This window comes from Vibrio sp. M60_M70 (assembly GCF_037162085.1).
GTDB classification, from domain to species: Bacteria; Pseudomonadota; Gammaproteobacteria; order Enterobacterales; family Vibrionaceae; genus Vibrio; species Vibrio diabolicus.
The window spans coordinates 1,680,238-1,700,396 of the sequence record NZ_JARLUL010000001.1 but is presented as its reverse complement, the minus strand read 5'-3'; the positions used below and the strand labels follow the sequence as shown (position 1 = coordinate 1,700,396).

Genomic DNA, 20,159 nt, shown 5'->3' with positions numbered 1-20,159 from the left:
AAGAAATAGATGTCAAAGAAATGTTAACAAAAGCTCGATCTCACGAGTTATTTACCCACCAACTTAGTGACATTGTCACACAGATAAACATGAGGTTTGCCGCAGTTATCTTGATTACCTAACGGTGAGATAGATGAAATGGTTATAAATTCAAATGTATATATATTGATTTAATGAGCAAGTTTTGTCATTTATACATAAGTCATTTAAATGAATACCTACACCTTTGTATACAATTCGGTATTTCCTGGCGAAGATTCCCGTGAAACGGTTTATTCCTGCCTGTAATTCCGTTATCTTTACCCCTTCGCAATAGAGAATAAAGCTATAACATGCCTATAAAAACAGATGAATTGAGAACCCAACCTTTGGGTCCAATGCCTACCCCAGCAGAGCTAGGTAGTGTACATCCTATTACGGATGACGTTGCAGACCGTATCGCTCAATCTCGTCGTCAGATTGAAAACATTTTATCGGGTGAAGACGATCGCCTTCTTGCGATTGTAGGTCCGTGTTCTGTTCACGACACTGAAGCTGCCATTGATTACGCCACTCGCCTGAGTGAAATCCAAGACAAGTACAAAGACGAACTGTTTATCGTGATGCGTACTTACTTTGAAAAGCCTCGTACAGTAGTTGGTTGGAAAGGTTTAATTACCGACCCTAATCTAGATGGCTCTTACGCGCTTGAAGCTGGTCTCCATAAAGCACGTAAACTACTACTGGATATCAACAAGCTTGGTCTTGCGACTGCTACTGAGTTTCTTGATATGATTACGGGTCAATACATCGCGGATTTGATCACGTGGGGCGCGATCGGTGCCCGTACAACAGAATCGCAAATTCACCGTGAAATGGCATCGGCGCTGTCTTGCCCAGTTGGTTTCAAAAATGGCACAAATGGCAACGTAAAAATTGCAATTGATGCAATTCGCGCATCGAAAGCCTCGCATTACTTCTACTCTCCAGATAAGAATGGCCGCATGACGGTTTACCGTACAAGTGGTAACCCATATGGTCATATTATTTTACGCGGCGGAGAGAAAGGCCCTAACTTTGATGAAGCGTCAGTAAAACAAGCGTGTGATGCTCTAGCCGAGTTTGGCTTGCCACAACGTTTGGTTGTGGATTTCAGCCACGCAAACTGTCAGAAGCAGCACAGAAAACAAATCGACGTTGCTCAAGACATTTGTAACCAAATTAAGTCAGGCAGTACTCGTATTGCGGGTATCATGGCTGAAAGCTTTATTCTTGAAGGCAATCAGCCAATGACTGACATCAACAACCTAACGTATGGTCAATCTATTACAGACCCATGCCTAGGCTGGGAAGATACTGCTACAATGCTAGATATGCTGGCAAACGCCGTTAAATCCCGAAAGTCCCTATAACAAAATAATCAAGGAATCTTCATGCCATCGTTTGATATTGTTTCTGAAATCGATACGGTTGAACTACGTAACGCCGTTGATAACGCTAACCGTGAATTGTCTACTCGTTTCGATTTCCGCAACGTTAATGCGAGCTTTGAGCTAGTAGAAGAAAACGTAAAAATGTCTGCGGAAGGTGACTTCCAACTTAAGCAAATGCGCGATATTTTACGTGGCCACTTGGCAAAACGTAATATTGATGCAAATGCAATGGATGCACAGGATCCAGACGTAACTGGTAAGAACTGGCACCAAACTCTGCTTTTCCGCCAAGGTATCGATACACCAACAGCCAAAAAAGTAGTGAAACTTATCAAAGACGCAAAGTTAAAAGTACAAGCCTCTATTCAAGGCGACAAAGTACGTGTTACTGGTAAGAAACGTGATGACCTGCAAGCGACAATGGCAGCGATTCGTGAAGCAGAGATGGGCATACCATTCCAGTTTAACAACTTCCGCGATTAATCAGTCTGAGAAGTAACTTAGTTTAAAAAACGCCAGCGCATAGTTCGCTGGCGTTTTTGTTGGCCTTTTAATCGAGCAAGCCAAGTGCCCACTTTTTAACGTGGTTATATCACCAAGTCCTGCCCTTGCAGCAATAAGAACTCGCTCGTCCCTTTAGGGATAAACACGCAAACTCGAAGCTTTTCAGATTTAGCCTTGGTCAACATATCAGAGAGTTCAGCTGCGCTGGAGAAAGCTTCTCGCTCTGCATCTCTTCGTATTAGCTCTAACACGTTCGCTTCGCATCGAGTTGAGTAAAGTGCTAGCTCGGCTTGTTGCATGTAGCGCACGGCCTTAATTGGCAACATCTCAACGTCTTTCCCTACCTGTATCCAAGTACAACTTCCCTTTTCATCCAAAGGTGTTGCCATGGTCGCTTGGTAAATCGTTTCTAACTCTCTATTATCTCGCGCGTTTTCAACCTCAGGATTCGAGAAGAATTGCTCCCAAAACTTACGACGTAAATCGACACTAGGTAGTGCTTCTTTAATCGAATTACGCTTTGAGTTAGCAAAGTCCGCCATCAACCCCATGTTTTGTGGCAGTATCGATTCAAGCTTTTCACGGATGTTTCGAATTAAAACTGGTGAGGCGCCGCCACTAGAAATAGCAATTTGTATGCGGCCACGATTGATCATAGAGGGCGTAATGAAATCACAATAAGGCTTATCATCAACAACGTTCACTAGGATGCCTAATTCTTTCGCATCTTTATACACTTGGTGATTTAGCTCAGGATTATCTGTCGTGGCCCACACTTGAACAAAGTTTTTAGTGACAATGTCACTTGAATAGAAACGTTGTATCCAACGCACTTGATGCTCTGCAGCAAGCTTAGAGAGAAAATCGACCAACGTTGGAGAAACGATAGTGACATCCGCCCCTGCTTTTAGCAAAGCTTCCACCTTTCTGCTTGCCACTTCACCGCCGCCCACGACAAGAACGGGTTTATTGATTAAATCTAAGAACAGAGGAAAATATCGCATTTCAATCCATGATTACTCTAATTAGCTGTTGCAGACCATGCTACCAAAAATGGGGCAAGCTCATCACCCTGTTTCGGTATCACAAATAATTTTTGTTCGAATTTTTACTGAACTTCACCAAGCTCACCTAATGACAGTTTTAATAACAACTTTTTATTCTCTTGTATTGTTCACTCTTCTATTGATTGTTCTGATGCACCAAATTGTCCATGATTTGCACTATTTACAAACAATTAACATTTCGTCATTCTAAATCTCAAGGCGCTTTGTAAGTTCTCTCAAAACTTCATTTAAATTATATATTTGAGAATTAACAGATCCTTTCCTACGCTTATAACTGGTTGATCTATCGAATACCGTTTCTTCGAAAATCAATCACGTAGGACGATAACTCTAACGAATTGGACACGTTATTTCAGGTCACTCCTGATTAAACATGGATCATACAGGAAGGATACAAATGGCAAATAAACTCACAGTTCTTGCTTCCGTCGTAGCGGCTTCTACTGCGATGATAGCAACATCAGCTCAAGCAGCAGACACTACTCTGGACAAAGTCACAAAACAAGGTTTTCTTACTTGTGGCGTAAGTACCGGTCTACCTGGTTTCTCTAACCCTAACTCAAAAGGTGAATGGGAAGGTATCGACGTAGAATATTGCCAAGCACTGGCTGCAGCCGTTCTTGGGGATAAAACGAAAGTTAAATATGTACCCCTAACCGCGAAAGAACGTTTCACTGCGCTTCAATCAGGTGAGATTGATGTGCTTTCTCGTAACACCACCTGGACACTGCATCGTGATACTGCACTTGGCCTCAACTTCGTAGGGGTAAACTACTACGATGGTCAAGGCTTCATGGTGAAGAAAGATCTTGGCATCTCAAGCGCAAAAGAGCTTGATGGTGCATCAGTTTGCGTACAGTCCGGTACAACAACTGAGCTGAACCTTGCTGACTACTTCCGTAACAGCGGTATGTCATACAAGCCGGTCGTATTTGATACGGCAGCCCAAACGTCAAAAGGTTTCGATGCAGGACGTTGTGATGTGTTAACGACTGACCAATCTGGTCTTTATGCATTGCGTCTAAACCTGAAAGATCCCTCTTCTGCAGCCGTTCTTCCGGAAATCATTTCCAAAGAACCACTAGGTCCCGTCGTTCGTCAAGGTGATGACCAATGGTTCAACATTGCGAAGTGGACATTATCAGCAATGATTAACGCCGAAGAGTATGGTATTAGTTCGAAAAATGCGGATGAAATGCTGAAATCGAAAGATCCAAACATCAAACGTATTCTTGGTGTTGACGGTCCGAAAGGCAAAGGTTTGGGTATTCGTGATGATTGGGGCTACCAAGTTATCAAGCAAGTCGGTAACTATGGTGAAAGCTTCGAACGCACAGTCGGTACTGGTTCGCCGTTAGAAATTTCTCGTGGCGTTAATGCGCTATGGAATGCAGGCGGCTTTATGTACGCGCCACCAATCCGATAGAACGAGTTAATCAGGGCGGTTCATGCCGCCCTTTTTCTTGATTTTATCCATCTGTATGAGTAAGGACCGCTCATTGAATGGCAAGAAGTATTCGCTTAGATAGGCTATTTCAACTCGAATATCGCCGTTTAGCTCTGGTGAAAACATGCTTCGACCAGCAAGGACGTGACTATTTATACAGGCAGATATCTATAACTAAGGTTTGAGGTTATCGCTGTATGAAACCGACAAAAGATGCATCGCCAAGTACGATGTCCAAACCGAGCGGAAGCAAGAGCTTGATTTATAATCCCGCCTTTCGTTCTGCTATTTTCCAGATCATTGCCATAGCTGCACTGGTATTTTTCTTTTACACGATTATAAATAACGCACTGAACAACTTAGATGCTCGTGGGATCGCTACGGGTTTCGGTTTTTAAATCAAGAAGCCGGGTTTGGTATCGGGCTGACGCTAATTGAATACGATGAAACGTACTCTTACGGCAGAACGTTTATTATTGGCCTTCTTAATACAGCGCTGGTCTCCGTATTAGGTATTATTCTGGCTACCGTGATTGGTTTTACAATGGGGGTCGCTCGCCTTTCTTCTAACTGGTTAGTAAGTCGCTTGGCTGCTGTTTATATCGAAACGTTCCGAAATATCCCACTTCTTCTACAAATATTTTTCTGGTATTTCGCTGTTCTTCAAGCATTACCCTCACCTCGTCAAAGCTTGAGCCTTGGCGAAGCCATCTTCTTGAATGTTCGTGGTTTATATTTTCCAGCACCAGAAATGGAGCCAGGCAGTGGCTTTGTTATTGCTGCATTAATCTTCGGGGTGATCGCCAGCTTGCTGATCAATGTATGGGCGAATAACAAGCAACGCCTAACTGGACAACAAACGCCAATGGGAAGAATAGCTTTAGGCTTAGTCGTTGGCCTTCCGCTGATTGTCTACTTCCTTGCTGGTATGCCAATTTCACTAAATTATCCTGAACTGAAAGGGTTTAACTTCCAAGGTGGTATTAGCATTATTCCTGAACTTGCTGCACTACTTTTGGCACTGAGCGTTTATACCGCCTCCTTCATTGCCGAAATTGTACGTTCTGGTATTAATGCGGTTAGCCATGGTCAAACGGAAGCGGCGATGTCGCTGGGCTTACCACGCGCGAAAACTTTAAAGCTTGTTGTCATTCCGCAAGCGTTACGAATTATTATTCCACCTTTAACCAGTCAATATCTCAACCTCACCAAAAACTCATCGTTAGCGATGGCGATTGGTTACCCAGACCTTGTCTCTGTCTTTGCTGGTACTACCCTGAACCAAACTGGGCAAGCGATTGAGATCATTGCGATGACGATGGGCGTGTACTTAACCTTAAGTCTGATTACGTCTGCATTAATGAACTTGTATAACCGTAAAGTCGCACTGGTGGAGAGATAATATGAGTACTCATCAATTTCAACCGGATCTCCCACCACCAGCCAATACCGTCGGCTTTGTTGGTTGGATGCGGAAAAACCTATTTAATGGACCTGTCAATTCCATTGTTACCGTAATTCTTGCTTATCTTGTCTTTAGTGCAATTTGGCATATCGTTGATTGGGCGTTTATCAACGCAGACTGGATTGGTTCGACGCGTGACGACTGCAGCCGAGAAGGTGCTTGCTGGGTATTTATCAGCGTGCGCTGGGAGCAGTTCATGTACGGTTTCTATCCTGAGTCTGAACTGTGGCGCCCTCGCCTTTTCTATATCACATTGGCTATATTTACTGTGTTGCTAGCGTATGAAAAGACACCGAAACGGATTTGGATTTGGCTTTTCTTCGTAAACATCTACCCATTCATTATCGCTGGGCTGTTATATGGTGGGATATTTGGGCTAGAAGTGGTCGATACACACAAATGGGGCGGATTACTCGTTACGCTCATCATTGCGCTAGTTGGTATTGTCGTTTCATTACCTATTGGTGTGGTACTCGCGCTCGGTAGACGTTCGGAAATGCCCATCATTCGCAGTATTTGTACCGTCTATATTGAAGTTTGGCGTGGTGTGCCACTGATTACCGTTCTGTTCATGGCTTCCGTTATGCTGCCTTTGTTTATGTCCGAAGGGTCCGAGACAGACAAACTTATTCGCGCTCTTATTGGTGTAGTGATGTTTGCCTCGGCTTACATGGCCGAAGTAGTACGGGGTGGCTTACAAGCGATTCCAAAAGGCCAATATGAGGCTGCCGACGCACTTGGGTTAAGTTACTGGAAAAAAACAGGGCTTATTATCTTGCCACAGGCGCTGAAGATTACGATCCCTTCTATCGTGAACACGTTTATCGGATTGTTTAAAGACACCAGTTTGGTTCTTATCATTGGTATGTTTGACGTACTAGGTATAGGACAAGCAGCAAACACCGACCCTGACTGGCTAGGCTTTGCTACTGAAAGTTATGTATTTGTCGCGTTAGTGTTTTGGGTATTTTGTTTTGGCATGTCGCGTTATTCGATATGGCTTGAAAACAAACTTCATACCGGTCACAAACGATAACTCATCAAGCTCAAGGACGTATTATGACGCAACAACAAGACTATATGATCCAATTGAAGGACATGAATAAATGGTATGGTGAGTTTCACGTACTAAAAAATATTAACCTCGATGTTAAGCGCGGGGAAAAAATCGTAATCTGTGGCCCATCAGGGTCAGGAAAATCAACGATGATTCGCTGTATTAACCGCCTCGAAGAGCACCAAGCTGGTAGCATCTATGTTTCCGGTACGGAGTTAACTGAAGATTTAAAAAATATTGAAGCTGTGCGCCGTGAAGTGGGCATGTGCTTTCAGCACTTTAATCTCTTCCCTCATTTAACTGTACTGGAAAACTGTACGCTCGCGCCTATTTGGGTGAAGAAGATGCCTAAAGATGAGGCAGAAGCGGTCGCGATGAAATATCTGGAACGCGTTAAAATTCCGGACCAAGCAGAGAAATATCCTGGCCAGTTGTCTGGTGGTCAGCAACAACGCGTGGCGATTGCCCGTTCATTGTGTATGAACCCTAAAGTTATGCTTTTTGATGAACCAACATCAGCGCTTGATCCGGAGATGGTTCGCGAAGTGTTGGATGTAATGGTCGAGCTCGCCGAGGAAGGCATGACCATGCTCTGTGTGACACATGAAATGGGGTTTGCGAAAGAGGTTGCCGATCGTGTGATATTTATGGACGCAGGAGAGATCATCGAAGAGAACAACCCCGTTGATTTCTTTGAAAACCCTCAATCAGATCGAACTCAAAATTTCCTAGCGCAAATCTTACATCACTAAGATCTTTTGCAACTGGCATAATAAAAGCACTGATTTCAATGAAGTCAGTGCTTTTTGTTACTAAATTCAAAATTCTGTGTGACAATTGCTATGACTTTGCTCTGCAGTAATATTGTGTTACAAGTTGTCAAATACATAACATCTTATTTCTATTATTATTTTATCTAAGTTACGCATGGTTAGGGCTTGATTTTTTGAACTTTCAATCCCATAAATGTACTTAAAAGAAAGTCTCTTATCGAGGAAGATTATGAACAGTCCAATGTTTACCCGCACTTCAACACAAGAAAGTGCTCTACAAACAAACAAAGTATTGCGTAATACTTACGCACTACTTTCAATGACGCTTTTATGGTCGGCAGTCGTTGCTGGCGTAGCAATGGCATTTAACCTGCCACATCCAGGAATCATCCTAATGTTGGTTGGTTTCTACGGCCTGTTATTCTTAACAGAGAAAAACCGTAACAACAGCCTTGGCCTTGTGTTTACGTTCTTATTCACTGGTTTCTTAGGCTACACTATTGGTCCAATCTTAAACATGTACATCGGTGCTGGGATGGGCGATATCGTATTAACCGCTCTAGGTGGTACGGCGCTATCTTTCATGGCGGCATCAGCTTATGCACTAACAACAAAACGTGACCTATCTATGATGGGCGGCTTGATGCTATCGCTGTTTGTTGTGCTTGTTGTGGGTATGATTGCAAGCTTCTTTATTCAATCAACCATTTTACACTTGGCGTTGAGCAGCTTGTTTATCATTTTCTCTACGATGGCGATCCTGATGACAACACAAAGCATTATTCGTGGCGGTGAAACAAACTACATCTCTGCGACAGTGACTTTGTATGTATCAATTTACAACATCTTCATCAGCCTACTAAGCATTCTAGGTATTATGAACGACGATTAATCGTTCAACACAAGATGAATTTAAAAAGCCCGAAGGTATTTTCCTTCGGGCTTTTTCTTTGTCAGTGATTAAGTACATTACGCCTGTTCGACTGCTAAATCGATAACTTCATCAGCCTCAGGGTTTTCTCTAAAACGTCTCACTTTAATCGTATCTTCACCCAACATGATTTGCTTAGCAATTCGGTGCATACCATCAAAAACACGGTAATCATTGGTTAAAATTACGGGATACGACAAATCGGCATTGTTGATGCGTTGGCAATGCTTCGCGATCTCACGACAGGTTGGCTGTGGTCCATCATCACTAAACCAGGTCACTTCATTAGGGCCTTTGATATCATCAATAGCAATTTCTTCTACAGGTAGGGACTCCGCGAGCTCCCAAATACGCTCAATAGACCAAATGGATTTTACGTTGTCATTTATTTCAATGTAACGTTGTTTCGACATGACTAACTCCTTGTCATCATTATTGTTTACAACCAGAATGTAGGTTGCTTATCAACCAAGAGAATATCGGTCTATAAGAGCAAACACAACGTCGTAAGCTATTCATTCACCGATAAAATTCCATATTCAGACAAGTAGCCAAGAAAAAACCAAAACAAAAATGAATAAGCCTGGATATCCATGCAATTTTATTGGTACTCAACCCGAAAAATTTCTAACAAACTGAATAGTTTCCTATTTATTTGAATAAAAGAACATTTATATCAAAGCACCTGGCTCAGTCAAAAAGCACTCACCATTTTGTACGCTTTTGCTTCGCTCGGCACTACTTCGAGATTCTTTTGTTGAGAACATCCTCACCTGTCGCTAATCTATAAACATCCATGTTCACTTAACGGATAAAACGTTATGTTCGTTTACAACGGCAAAGAAATTGAAACTGATGCTCAAGGCTACTTACTGGATCATACTCAATGGGAAGAAGGTATGATTGAGCTTTTAGCAAAAGAAGAAGACATCGAGCTTACGGATGCTCATTTGGAAGTTGTGCACTTTGTGCGAGATTTTTATGAAGAGTTTAATACTTCCCCTGCTGTGCGTATGCTTGTCAAAGCAATGGAAAAAGCGCACGGCCCAGAAAAAGGTAACAGTAAGTATCTATTCAAGCTGTTTAAAAAGGGGCCAGCCAAACAAGCGACTAAATTAGCCGGCCTACCAAAGCCAGCTAAATGCTTGTAGAATTTACAAAATCTTAAAACCGCGCAACGGCTTATATGACGCAGACTCCTGTATCACACTCTCTACTGTTGCCGTTCGCGGGCCTTCTTTCAACCACTCGGAAAACGCAGCTATTTGTGCGTCTGTTCCACACGCCATCACTTCAACATCACCATCGTTTAGGTTCTTCGCGTAACCCGTCAAACCCAGTTTCAATCCTTGATGGGAAGTATGGTAACGAAAGCCGACGCCTTGAACGTGACCTTTTACTATAAATCTCTCACACTTTACGTTCATCTTTGTACCGCTTCTTTTTACTGAGTGATATATTCTTTTCGTCTATTCACCCCACTAAGGATAGTGGGTTTTTGCACGGTTATTATAATTATGAAAGAAATTCCATTCCGCTGGATTGATAAGTATCTCATTCACTTAAAGATTCAAGAAAAGTTCTATTTGCTCTTCGTTCTCCCTCTTCTTGCTTTAGTCATTCTCACTCTCGTCCTTAATAGCGCGGCTAATACGTTGATCTCAAGTATGTACCAAGAAGAGCTCATGCTTATGAAAGGTCTGATAGAGGCAGGCAACCTTTCTCAATCGCAAGTAGCAAACCTCATAGCTGGTTCAGAAACCGTTTCTCTTGGCTCTGGTCCGCAATCCGTGTCTGTTCTAAATGGTGCGTACAGCTTGGTTGCAAACCATGAACTTTCTCTATGGACTGCCCTATCAACGACTCAAGTGAGCATCATCTGTGTGAGCTTGTTTATTCTCGCGCTTGGCGTTTACTACATCATGACGTTTATCGGCGGCGCAATGTTCACGATGAATAAAGCATTAAACACCCTAGCGGATGGTGACCTAACCGCGAGAATGAACTTCTTCCCAGTTCGCGACGAGTTTAGTGAAATTGCTATTACGATAGACAAAGTTGCAGAACGAGAGCAACAAATGGTGCTGTCGATTCAAGAGTCTGTGGCGTTAATGCAACAAATTAGCTCAGACCTGAATCAATCAATTCATCACAGTTCAGATATTTCTGCGACGCAACAAGAGCACCTCAACTCTCTTGCGAGTGCAACGGAACAGATGGCATCAACGATTCGAGAAGTCGCGACATTAGCTCACGATTCAAGCGCGCAAACCGATGATGCGCGCAGCGTGGCTCAGTCTGGACAAGTAAAAGTAGAGAATACGCTTCACTCGATTTCGAACCTCTCTAATGAGATTCAATCTGCGTCTCAAGCAGTAGCGGAGTTAGATGCCAATGCCGCACAAATTGATGAAGTCGTGACAACCATTAATGGGATTTCCGAGCAAACTAACCTACTTGCATTGAACGCAGCCATTGAAGCAGCACGTGCTGGTGAGCAAGGTCGTGGATTTGCGGTCGTTGCGGATGAGGTTCGCGCTCTTGCGGGACGCACTCAGCAAGCGACGGTTGAAATCCAAACGATGATCGAATCATTACAGCGTAACAGTCAATCACTTACTAAACTGATGGAAGTGACTGTCAACAATGCAAATGAGGGACAAAACCTCATGACGGAAGTGAATCACGAAATCGGCTCTTTGGCAGATAAAAATCAAACTATATCCGACAGTAGCATTCAAATTGCAACAGCGGCTGAAGAACAAGGTGTAGTCGCGGACAATATCGCCTCAAGCGTTGAAGAGATTCGAGTTCAAGCAGATAACGTGTGCAATATGATCAGCACGACTTCACAAAACGTGGATCAACTGCGTAAGCAAAGCGACACCATGGAGTCGCTCCTTACTGGACTTAAAGCGTAGCAACGTAATCTGTTACGACCAGTTCAAATAAAAGGGTTACTTTAGTGACCTTTTTTTGTATTTAAAAGTCACTACAATGTACTGGATTGCCGAGGGATATTGCTTTTACCATTCACATCCCGGACAATACGCCCCTTTCAAAATTCAACAAGAGCTAATGAAATGACAGCTGCTATCTATTTGGTAAAAGGTCGTGAGAAATCGGTCAAGCGCAAGCACCCTTGGATCTTCTCTCGAGGCATCAACAAAGTTGAGGGCGAACCCGCTCTTGGCGAAACGGTTGATGTATTCACTCACGACGGTAAATGGCTAGCTAAAGCGGCATATTCGCCAGCTTCACAAATTCGTGCTCGTATTTGGAGTTTTGATAAAGAAGAAATCGACACCGCGTTTTTCGTAAAACGATTAAAAGACGCACAACTTCTTCGTGAAGACATTATCGAACATGATGGCCTTACGGGTTACCGCCTTATCGCGGCAGAGTCTGATGGCATGCCAGGCGTTACGATTGACCGTTACCAAAACTTCTTTGTGTGTCAACTTCTCAGTGCTGGCGCAGAACACAATAAACAGGCCATTGTTGATGCTCTAGTTGAGTGCTTCCCTGATTGTAATGTGTACGAGCGTTCTGACGTCGCGGTACGTAAGAAAGAGGGTTTGAAAGAAACCACGGGCGTCTTGCACGGCGAAGAGCCACCTAAATCGGTCGTCATCGAAGAAAATGGCGTAAAGATTAGTGTAGATATCGTTGGCGGTCATAAAACAGGTTTCTACCTAGATCAACGTGATAGTCGCCAGCAAGCGATGAAATATGTGAAAGGCAAGGAAGTTCTTAACTGCTTCTCTTACACAGGTGGCTTCGGACTTTACGCTCTGAAAGGTGATGCAAAGCGTGTGATAAACGCTGACGTATCACAACCTGCTCTAGACACTGCGAAGTTCAACGCAGAACTGAATGAATTTGATATCTCGAAGAAGCGTGCCGTGTTCCTAAACGCAGACGTGTTTAAACTACTTCGTGAGTATCGTGACCAAGGAACTCAGTTCGATGTGGTTATCATGGATCCACCTAAGTTTGCAGACAGTAAAGCCCAACTAAACGGCGCATGTCGTGGTTACAAAGACATCAACATGCTAGCAATGCAAATCCTAAAACCTGGCGGTACGCTACTGACCTATTCGTGCTCTGGCTTAATGGATCAAGTTTTGTTCCAGAAAATCATTGCTGACGCAGCCTTAGATGCTAACCGCCAAGTAAAGTTTGTGGAGCGCTTTGAACAAGCTGCTGACCACCCAACCGATACAGCATACCCGGAAGGTTTCTACCTGAAAGGTTTTGCATGTAAAGTTCTGTAATCACAGTGTTAGTTTACCGTATTATTAAATAAAAAAACGGAGCGAAAAAACGCTCCGTTTTTTATCTTTGGCCATCTATTCTCGTAATTGATCGAGATTAGAAATCAGACTATTGGCAATATCGGCTGCAGAGGCACCATCAAAGTTAACCTCTAGCTGTTGTCCATCTTTGTTGATGGTCAACGTCGAGTTACCTCCACTTTCAGTCACTTCAACGGAAATGTCATCCACACTGCCGCGATAGTCACCCGAACCAAGATCATCAAGCAAGGCGGAGATATCCGTACCACTCATATCGTCAAATACATCGGTAAAATCAAGCTGATCCCCGTCACTGAAATCTGTCACGGTATCAGTTGCGGATTGCATTTCTGTCCATTTGAATACGTCATCACCTTCACCGCCAGTCAAGATATCATTACCTAAACCACCGATGATCAGGTCATTGCCTTCAGTACCAACCAGAATATCATCGCCATCTGTCCCCATAACCAGATTCAGATCCGAATTTAAGGCCATGGTTTGATAACCAAGCGCCGTGACAGCGTCTACCGTGACGTTCTCGAAATCAACCGCTACCGTAGCTTCGTTACTTACCGCACCATCAGTGTCAATAGCTTGGTAGGTAAAGTCATCGTTCACGTCAGTAAAACTGGTGATTTCAGTTCCCACCAAGGTAAAGCCCGCTTTATCACTCGCGCTATCGGTTTCTGGAGTAAGTCGAATTTCATCAAAGCTGCCATTTGCTAACGCAACGGTAATAGAACCTTCGTGGTTGCTGGTATAAGTAATATCCGTTGAGTAAAACTGCTGAACATCAACAAGTGCACCATTTAGGAAGATGTATGCCGTTAACCATGCACCACCACTGTTGAAGCGGTCATTCAGACTGGCTAAGTTCAGTTTCGCTTCGTTAGCTGATAAATCCTCATCCAGTTCTAACGTAATATATTCACCAGTACTGATTTCATCACCCTGACCCGTTTCATTTGGCGAAACGACAACCAACCCGACTTGTTGATTCGCAAAATCGACTGAAATCTGAGCGTCGGAATCAAAGATGATGCTGTTGCCAATGGTGATGATCTGGCCTCCAGTGAACGTTAAGTTCGAATTAGGAGGAGTGTAGGATCCCACCAAGATATCTTTCCCTTGTTCTTCAAGAAGGTCGGCTGAGTCAAAGCTCTGCTCCTCAAAGAAATCTTCAGTCAGACGATACTTAACCTCTGTGTTTTCAGGGAACTGTGTGGTTTCGTCTATAATGACTTCCTGTCCATTTCCATCCACATAATACAGTTCACCGTGTTCAGGAAGGCTAACGACCTGAATTAAAATATCATCATCATTTGCAGTAACTGCGTCATCTTCGAGATCTTCAACACGCTGTTCCCCAGACGTCGTTATTCCATCAAATTCAACATCCTGAACCGGGAAAATACCATTTTGAACATCGAGCGAAATGATGAAATCACGGGCTGTAGGTGGTGAGTTATCCACGATGGTCGCCAGACCAGTATCGCTGCCTTGCACTGCTCCCAAGCCAGTTACTGTAACGCTGAAATCTTCAGGGCCTTCGTACACACCGTCATCAATTGATTCGATGCGTAGATCAAATTCCGTCATACCTGCCGGCACCGTCACAATGCCGCTTACAGGTACACTTACCCAACCTGAACCGGTGTTGTACTCTAGAGTGCCAAGGTCACCGACTTCTGTTTCATCCAGATTCAGCGTTAACTGAACCTGGAGCGCTGCCTCTGAGGCATTACTCAATGACACGGTAAATGTAGCGAAACTACCTTCATCAATGGTACCCGCGTCCGAGATAGACACAGTTGGTCGATCGTCGTCCGTTTTAGTGCCATCATCCACAATGGTCGCCAAACCAGTATCGGTGCCCTGAACTGCGCCCAAACCCGTCACGGTCACGCTGAAGTCTTCCAGACCTTCATAAACTTCATCATCAATGGTCGCAATGCGCACATCAAATTCGGTAAGCATTGCTGGCACTGTTACGATGCCATCGACAGGCACAGCAACCCAACCTGCTCCGGTGTTATATTCTAGCGAGCCAAGATCATCCACTTCTGTTTCGTCTGGGTTTAAGGTCAACTGCACCTGGACTGTACCTTCCGAAGCATTACTCAATGACACGATAAACGTCGCGATATCACCCTCATCTACGATACCCGCATCTGAGATAGATACGGTCGGGCGATCATCATCCGGGTCAGGACCAGGGCCGTTACCACCGTCGTAAATAATGCCCAGCGCACTGTCACTGCCTAGGACGCCCGTGTCACCTTGTACCGCCACAGTGAAGGTTTCATCCCCTTCGTAGACGCCATCATCTGTGGTTGGCACAGTGACTTTCAGCTCGTTCTCACCGGCGGGAATGGTATACGTACCGTCACTGTTGGCATTCACCACTGTCACACCATCAGCAAGGGTCACCACAAAACTACCTATATCGTCCGCTTCCGCCGTGTTGCTGCCGTCGGTTGAGGTGTTCAACCTGACGGTCACATCGATATCGGCCGCCGCCGATAATCTAACGGTATACACAGCATCGGTACCTTCGTTAACACCCACGCTATCTTCAACGATGTAGACATTTGGACGGTCATCATCTGGATCGGGTCCTGGGCCAGTGCCGTCATCCACAATCGTTGCCGTCCCCGTATCACTGCCTTGTACTGCGCCAATGCCCGTTACCGTAACGCTGAAATCCTCTGGGCCTTCATAAACGGCGTCATCAATAGAAGCAATGCGCACATCAAATTCGGTTTGCCCAGCTGGCACCGTCACCACGCCATCATTTGGCACTGTGACCCAGCCACTTCCCGTGTTGTATTCTAGGGTGCCCAAATCTCCAACTTCGGTATCGCCGAGATTAAGACCCAACTCCACCTGCGTTTCGGCTTCAGACGCATTCGATAACGTAACTTTGAAGTTAGCTGTTTCACCTTCATTAATAATGCCAACATCGGTAATGGTTACATTCGGACGGTCATCGTCTGGATCAGGTCCTGGACCAGTGCCGTCATCCACAATCGTTGCCGTGCCCGTATCGCTGCCTTGCACCGCACCAATGCCCGTTACCGTAACACTGAAATCTTCTGGACCTTCGAACACCGCGTCATCAATAGAAGCAATGCGTACATCAAACTCAGTCTGCCCGCCAGGCACCGTCACCACGCCATCGTTTGGTACTGTGACCCAGCCACTTCCCGTGTTGTATTCTAAGGTACCTAAGTCACCGGCTTCGGTATCGCCGAGATTAAGACCCAACTCCACTTGCGTTTCCGCTTCAGACGCGTTCGACAGCGTCACTTTGAAGTTAGCTGTTTCACCCTCATTAATGGTGCCAGCGTCGGTAATAGCCACACTCGGACGGTCATCGTCTGGAGCGGGACCTGGGCCACTGCTGTCATCCACAATCGTTGCCGTGCCCGTATCACTGCCTTGTACCGCACCAATGCCCGTTACCGTAACACTGAAATCTTCTGGACCTTCGAACACCGCGTCATCAATAGAAGCAATGCGTACATCAAACTCAGTCTGCCCGCCAGGCACCGTCACCACGCCATCGTTTGGTACTGTGACCCAGCCACTTCCCGTGTTGTATTCTAAGGTACCTAAGTCACCGGCTTCGGTATCGCCGAGATTAAGACCCAACTCCACTTGCGTTTCCGCTTCAGACGCGTTCGACAGCGTCACTTTGAAGTTAGCTGTTTCACCCTCATTAATGGTGCCAGCGTCGGTAATAGCCACACTCGGACGGTCATCGTCTGGAGCGGGACCTGGGCCACTGCTGTCATCCACAATCGTTGCCGTGCCCGTATCACTGCCTTGTACCGCACCAATGCCCGTTACCGTAACACTGAAATCTTCAGGACCTTCATAAACGGCGTCATCAATGGAAGCAATGCGCACATCAAACTGAGTTTGCCCGGCAGGCACCGTCACCACACCATCGTTTGGTACTGTGACCCAGCCACTTCCCGTGTTGTATTCCAAGGTGCCTAAGTCACCCGCTTCGGTATCGCCTAAGTTGAGGCCGAGTTCAACTTGAACACTAGACTCTGAGGCATTCGATAACGTGACTTTAAAGTTCGCCGTATCACCTTCATTAATGGTGCCAGCGTCGGTAATAGTAACACTCGGACGGTCATCATCAGGATCAGGGCCAGGGCCACTGCCGTCATCCACAATCGTCGCCGTACCTGTATCGCTGCCTTGCACCGCCCCAATGCCCGTCACCGTAACGCTGAAATCCTCTGGGCCTTCATAAACGGCGTCATCAATAGAAGCAATGCGCACATCAAACTGAGTTTGCCCGGCAGGCACCGTCACCACACCATCGTTTGGTACTGTGACCCAGCCACTTCCCGTGTTGTATTCCAAGGTGCCTAAGTCACCCGCTTCGGTATCGCCTAAGTTGAGGCCGAGTTCAACTTGAACACTAGACTCTGAGGCATTCGATAACGTGACTTTAAAGTTCGCCGTATCACCTTCATTAATGGTGCCAGCGTCGGTAATAGTAACACTCGGACGGTCATCATCAGGATCAGGGCCAGGGCCACTGCCGTCATCCACAATCGTCGCCGTACCTGTATCGCTGCCTTGCACCGCCCCAATGCCCGTCACCGTAACGCTGAAATCCTCTGGGCCTTCATAAACGGCGTCATCAATAGAAGCAATGCGCACATCAAACTCGGTCTGTCCGGCTGGCACCGTTACCACTCCATCGTTTGGCACTGTTACCCAACCACTTCCCGTGTTGTATTCTAAGATACCTAAGTCACCGGCTTCGGTGTCGCCGAGATTAAGACCCAACTCTACTTGCGTTTCCGCTTCAGACGCATTCGATAACGTAACTTTGAAGTTAGCTGTTTCACCTTCATTAATGGTGCCAGCATCCGTAATAGTCACACTTGGGCGGTCATCATCGGGATCAGGTCCTGGGCCACTGCTGTCATCCATAATCGTCGCCGTACCCGTATCGCTGCCTTGCACCGCCCCAATGCCCGTCACCGTAACACTGAAATCCTCTGGGCCTTCATAAACGGCGTCATCAATAGAAGCAATGCGCACATCAAATTCGGTTTGCCCAGCTGGCACCGTCACCACGCCATCATTTGGCACTGCAACCCAACCACTTCCCGTGTTGTATTCTAGGGTGCCCAAATCTCCAACTTCGGTATCGCCGAGATTAAGACCCAACTCCACCTGCGTTTCGGCTTCAGACGCATTCGATAACGTAACTTTGAAGTTAGCTGTTTCACCTTCATTAATAATGCCAGCATCGGTAATGGTTACATTCGGACGGTCATCGTCTGGATCAGGTCCTGGACCAGTGCCGTCATCCACAATCGTTGCCGTGCCCGTATCGCTGCCTTGCACCGCCCCAATGCCCGTCACCGTCACGCTGAAATCTTCTGGACCTTCGAACACCGCATCGTCAATAGAAGCAATGCGCACATCAAACTCAGTTTGCCCGGCAGGCACCGTCACCACACCGTCGTTTGGCACCGTAACCCAACCGGAGCCCGTGTTGTATTCTAAGGTGCCTAAGTCACCCGCTTCGGTATCGCCTAAGTTGAGGCCAAGTTCAACTTGAACAGTAGACTCTGAGGCATTCGATAAGGTGACTTTGAAGTTCGCAGTCTCACCCTCATTAATGGTGCCAGCGTCGGTAATAGCCACACTCGGACGGTCATCGTCTGGAGCGGGACCTGGGCCACTGCTGTCATCCACAATCGTTGCCGTGCCCGTATCACTGCCTTGTACCGCACCAATGCCCGTTACCGTAACACTGAAATCTTCTGGACCTTCGAACACCGCGTCATTAATAGAAGCAATGCGTACATCAAACTCAGTCTGCCCGCCAGGCACCGTCACCACACCATCGTTTGGCACCGTGACCCAACCACTTCCCGTGTTGTATTCCAATGTGCCTAAGTCGCCGGCTTCTGTATCACCTAGGTTGAGACTTAGTTCGACCTCAACATCTGTAGCTGATGGATTCGATAAAGACACTTTAAAGCTGACTAACTCACCTTCATTAATCGTCCCTGCATCGCTCATCGTTACCGTTGGACGATCATCATCAGGACTTAAGCCAGGCCCACTACCATCATCAACAATGGTTGCAATCCCAGTTGCAGGTGTACTTTGTTCTTCTGTGTTGCCAGAAAGCGTAAATGTTTCTGGACCTTCGAATATAGAGTCATTTATAGAGTCGAGAGAAACCGTAAAACCATTTTCACCTAACGGGACCGACACAGTAAAAATACCGTTGTCATCGACTGAGATTTCTTCTGTTGTGTCATCGGAAAATGTTATGAGAACACTCTCGTTGACGTAGTCACTTCCGCTCTCGTCAGTAGATCCACCAGTCGCAGTCTGATCGAACAGAGAAAAAGTGATATTGATATTGTCTTCTGTTGGTTGGTTAAGTGTGACGTCGAAGGAAACCAGATCGCCCTCATTGACAGTTGGGCTAGAAATCTCTTGAACAATTACTGTTGCAGGAACTGATATTGCTGTTGGTTCTGGTGGTTGTATTTGGAAAATATCGAGTAGCGTCTCTACCTGAGTACTTGAAAATCCTGTTCCGTCAGTTCCCACTGTCTCAAAATTGGTACTGGCGAGTAATTCAGCACCTGTGCGATCTATAGCCCCCGTATTTTGTGGGCTAGACCCGTTTCCTTCACCTGCAGCAGAATCAAACTCTTCACCCAGCTCAGTCGGGTCTTCCCCACTAGCAATTGCTTCAATTAACGCGGTGATATCATCAGTTACGTTTATCGAACTTCCTTGTGGTGTCACCTGCTCGATCACAAGCTCAGAAGTATCTGATACCTCATCAATTATTAACTCTCCTGGTTGAGGTAGTTGCCCCTCTTCTAGGGTCCTAATTTCCCCATCCAGCCCGATAACCACGATGTTGCCCATCAATGAGCTCAAAGTTACTCGATCCATATCTACCTCGCCCCACTTCAAACCAAGTCAAAAGTTTGTCACCTCTACATTTACGTCTATAGTTTAGTCAAAATCATCATATTTTCGTTGTATGTGTAGCTTGTAGGACGTTTGATAACTCTAGGGGCAGAGTTACAAAAAAGCGCAGAGTGACACAGGCCGTGAAACGCTATGATATTAAGAATTCAAGCTTTTCTCCGAGCTAAACTTGCTATGTTGCTAAGCAACATTCGACATAT

General features: G+C 45.5%; 14 protein-coding genes and 1 pseudogene. 10 read left to right on the top strand and 5 right to left on the bottom strand.

All coding sequences use genetic code 11. The features are described from left to right. Positions 1 to 332 precede the first annotated feature (332 nt). Positions 333 to 1,391, top strand: a complete 1,059-nt coding sequence (locus P4S59_RS07870) for a 3-deoxy-7-phosphoheptulonate synthase (RefSeq protein WP_006743262.1) — start codon at positions 333 to 335, stop codon at positions 1,389 to 1,391. Positions 1,392 to 1,412: 21 nt separating this feature from the next. Further along, positions 1,413 to 1,895, top strand: coding sequence for a YajQ family cyclic di-GMP-binding protein (locus P4S59_RS07865; RefSeq protein ID WP_005377415.1), 483 nt, complete (start codon positions 1,413 to 1,415; stop codon positions 1,893 to 1,895). 104 nt (positions 1,896 to 1,999) lie between these two features. Here the strand turns inward: P4S59_RS07865 and P4S59_RS07860 are convergent, their stop codons facing one another. Next, positions 2,000 to 2,920 carry a precorrin-2 dehydrogenase/sirohydrochlorin ferrochelatase family protein gene (locus P4S59_RS07860; protein ID WP_065646462.1) on the bottom strand — a complete coding sequence of 307 codons (921 nt, stop codon included), beginning with the start codon at positions 2,918 to 2,920 and terminating at the stop codon, positions 2,000 to 2,002. 460 nt (positions 2,921 to 3,380) lie between these two features. Here P4S59_RS07860 and P4S59_RS07855 point away from each other — a divergent pair, with 460 nt between their 5' ends. Further along, positions 3,381 to 4,409: an amino acid ABC transporter substrate-binding protein gene (locus P4S59_RS07855; protein WP_337168200.1), complete on the top strand. Its 1,029-nt coding sequence runs from the start codon at positions 3,381 to 3,383 to the stop codon at positions 4,407 to 4,409. 6 nt (positions 4,410 to 4,415) lie between these two features. Here P4S59_RS07855 and P4S59_RS07850 read toward each other — a convergent pair whose 3' ends face one another. After that, on the bottom strand, positions 4,416 to 4,556 hold the full coding sequence (locus P4S59_RS07850; protein WP_005396568.1) for a hypothetical protein: 141 nt from the start codon (positions 4,554 to 4,556) through the stop codon (positions 4,416 to 4,418). Positions 4,557 to 4,627: 71 nt separating this feature from the next. Between P4S59_RS07850 and P4S59_RS07845 the strand changes: the two are divergent. From P4S59_RS07845 to P4S59_RS07830, 4 genes and pseudogenes are all read left to right on the top strand, one after another. After that, positions 4,628 to 5,832, top strand: a pseudogene (locus P4S59_RS07845) (amino acid ABC transporter permease). A gap of 1 nt (position 5,833) precedes the next feature. Beyond that, positions 5,834 to 6,931, top strand: a complete 1,098-nt coding sequence (locus tag P4S59_RS07840) for an amino acid ABC transporter permease (protein WP_012841798.1) — start codon at positions 5,834 to 5,836, stop codon at positions 6,929 to 6,931. Positions 6,932 to 6,954: 23 nt separating this feature from the next. Further along, positions 6,955 to 7,704, top strand: a complete 750-nt coding sequence (locus tag P4S59_RS07835) for an amino acid ABC transporter ATP-binding protein (protein ID WP_005377400.1) — start codon at positions 6,955 to 6,957, stop codon at positions 7,702 to 7,704. A gap of 250 nt (positions 7,705 to 7,954) precedes the next feature. After that, positions 7,955 to 8,617: a Bax inhibitor-1/YccA family protein gene (locus P4S59_RS07830; protein ID WP_005396571.1), complete on the top strand. Its 663-nt coding sequence runs from the start codon at positions 7,955 to 7,957 to the stop codon at positions 8,615 to 8,617. A 77-nt stretch (positions 8,618 to 8,694) separates the two neighbouring features. Here the strand turns inward: P4S59_RS07830 and P4S59_RS07825 are convergent, their stop codons facing one another. Next, complete coding sequence (locus tag P4S59_RS07825; RefSeq protein WP_203347209.1) at positions 8,695 to 9,069, bottom strand: chromosome partitioning protein ParB; 375 nt, start codon at positions 9,067 to 9,069, stop codon at positions 8,695 to 8,697. A gap of 408 nt (positions 9,070 to 9,477) precedes the next feature. On the opposite strand from P4S59_RS07825, the gene P4S59_RS07820 reads away from it, so the two are divergent. Then, positions 9,478 to 9,807, top strand: coding sequence for a TusE/DsrC/DsvC family sulfur relay protein (locus P4S59_RS07820; protein WP_005377396.1), 330 nt, complete (start codon positions 9,478 to 9,480; stop codon positions 9,805 to 9,807). A 3-nt stretch (positions 9,808 to 9,810) separates the two neighbouring features. On the opposite strand, the gene yccX is transcribed toward P4S59_RS07820, so the two are convergent. Then, positions 9,811 to 10,083, bottom strand: a complete 273-nt coding sequence (yccX, locus tag P4S59_RS07815) for an acylphosphatase (RefSeq protein WP_005396574.1) — start codon at positions 10,081 to 10,083, stop codon at positions 9,811 to 9,813. A 90-nt stretch (positions 10,084 to 10,173) separates the two neighbouring features. On the opposite strand from yccX, the gene P4S59_RS07810 reads away from it, so the two are divergent. Together P4S59_RS07810 and P4S59_RS07805 are read left to right on the top strand one after the other, a co-directional pair. Then, positions 10,174 to 11,577, top strand: a complete 1,404-nt coding sequence (locus P4S59_RS07810; RefSeq protein WP_046876204.1) for a methyl-accepting chemotaxis protein — start codon at positions 10,174 to 10,176, stop codon at positions 11,575 to 11,577. Between the two features lie 162 nt (positions 11,578 to 11,739). After that, positions 11,740 to 12,933 (top strand): class I SAM-dependent methyltransferase, encoded by a 1,194-nt coding sequence (locus tag P4S59_RS07805; protein WP_337168199.1) that lies wholly within the window; start codon positions 11,740 to 11,742, stop codon positions 12,931 to 12,933. Between the two features lie 75 nt (positions 12,934 to 13,008). Here the strand turns inward: P4S59_RS07805 and P4S59_RS07800 are convergent, their stop codons facing one another. Further along, positions 13,009 to 19,920 (bottom strand): Calx-beta domain-containing protein, encoded by a 6,912-nt coding sequence (locus tag P4S59_RS07800; RefSeq protein WP_337168198.1) that lies wholly within the window; start codon positions 19,918 to 19,920, stop codon positions 13,009 to 13,011. Between the last annotated feature and the right edge of the window lie 239 nt (positions 19,921 to 20,159).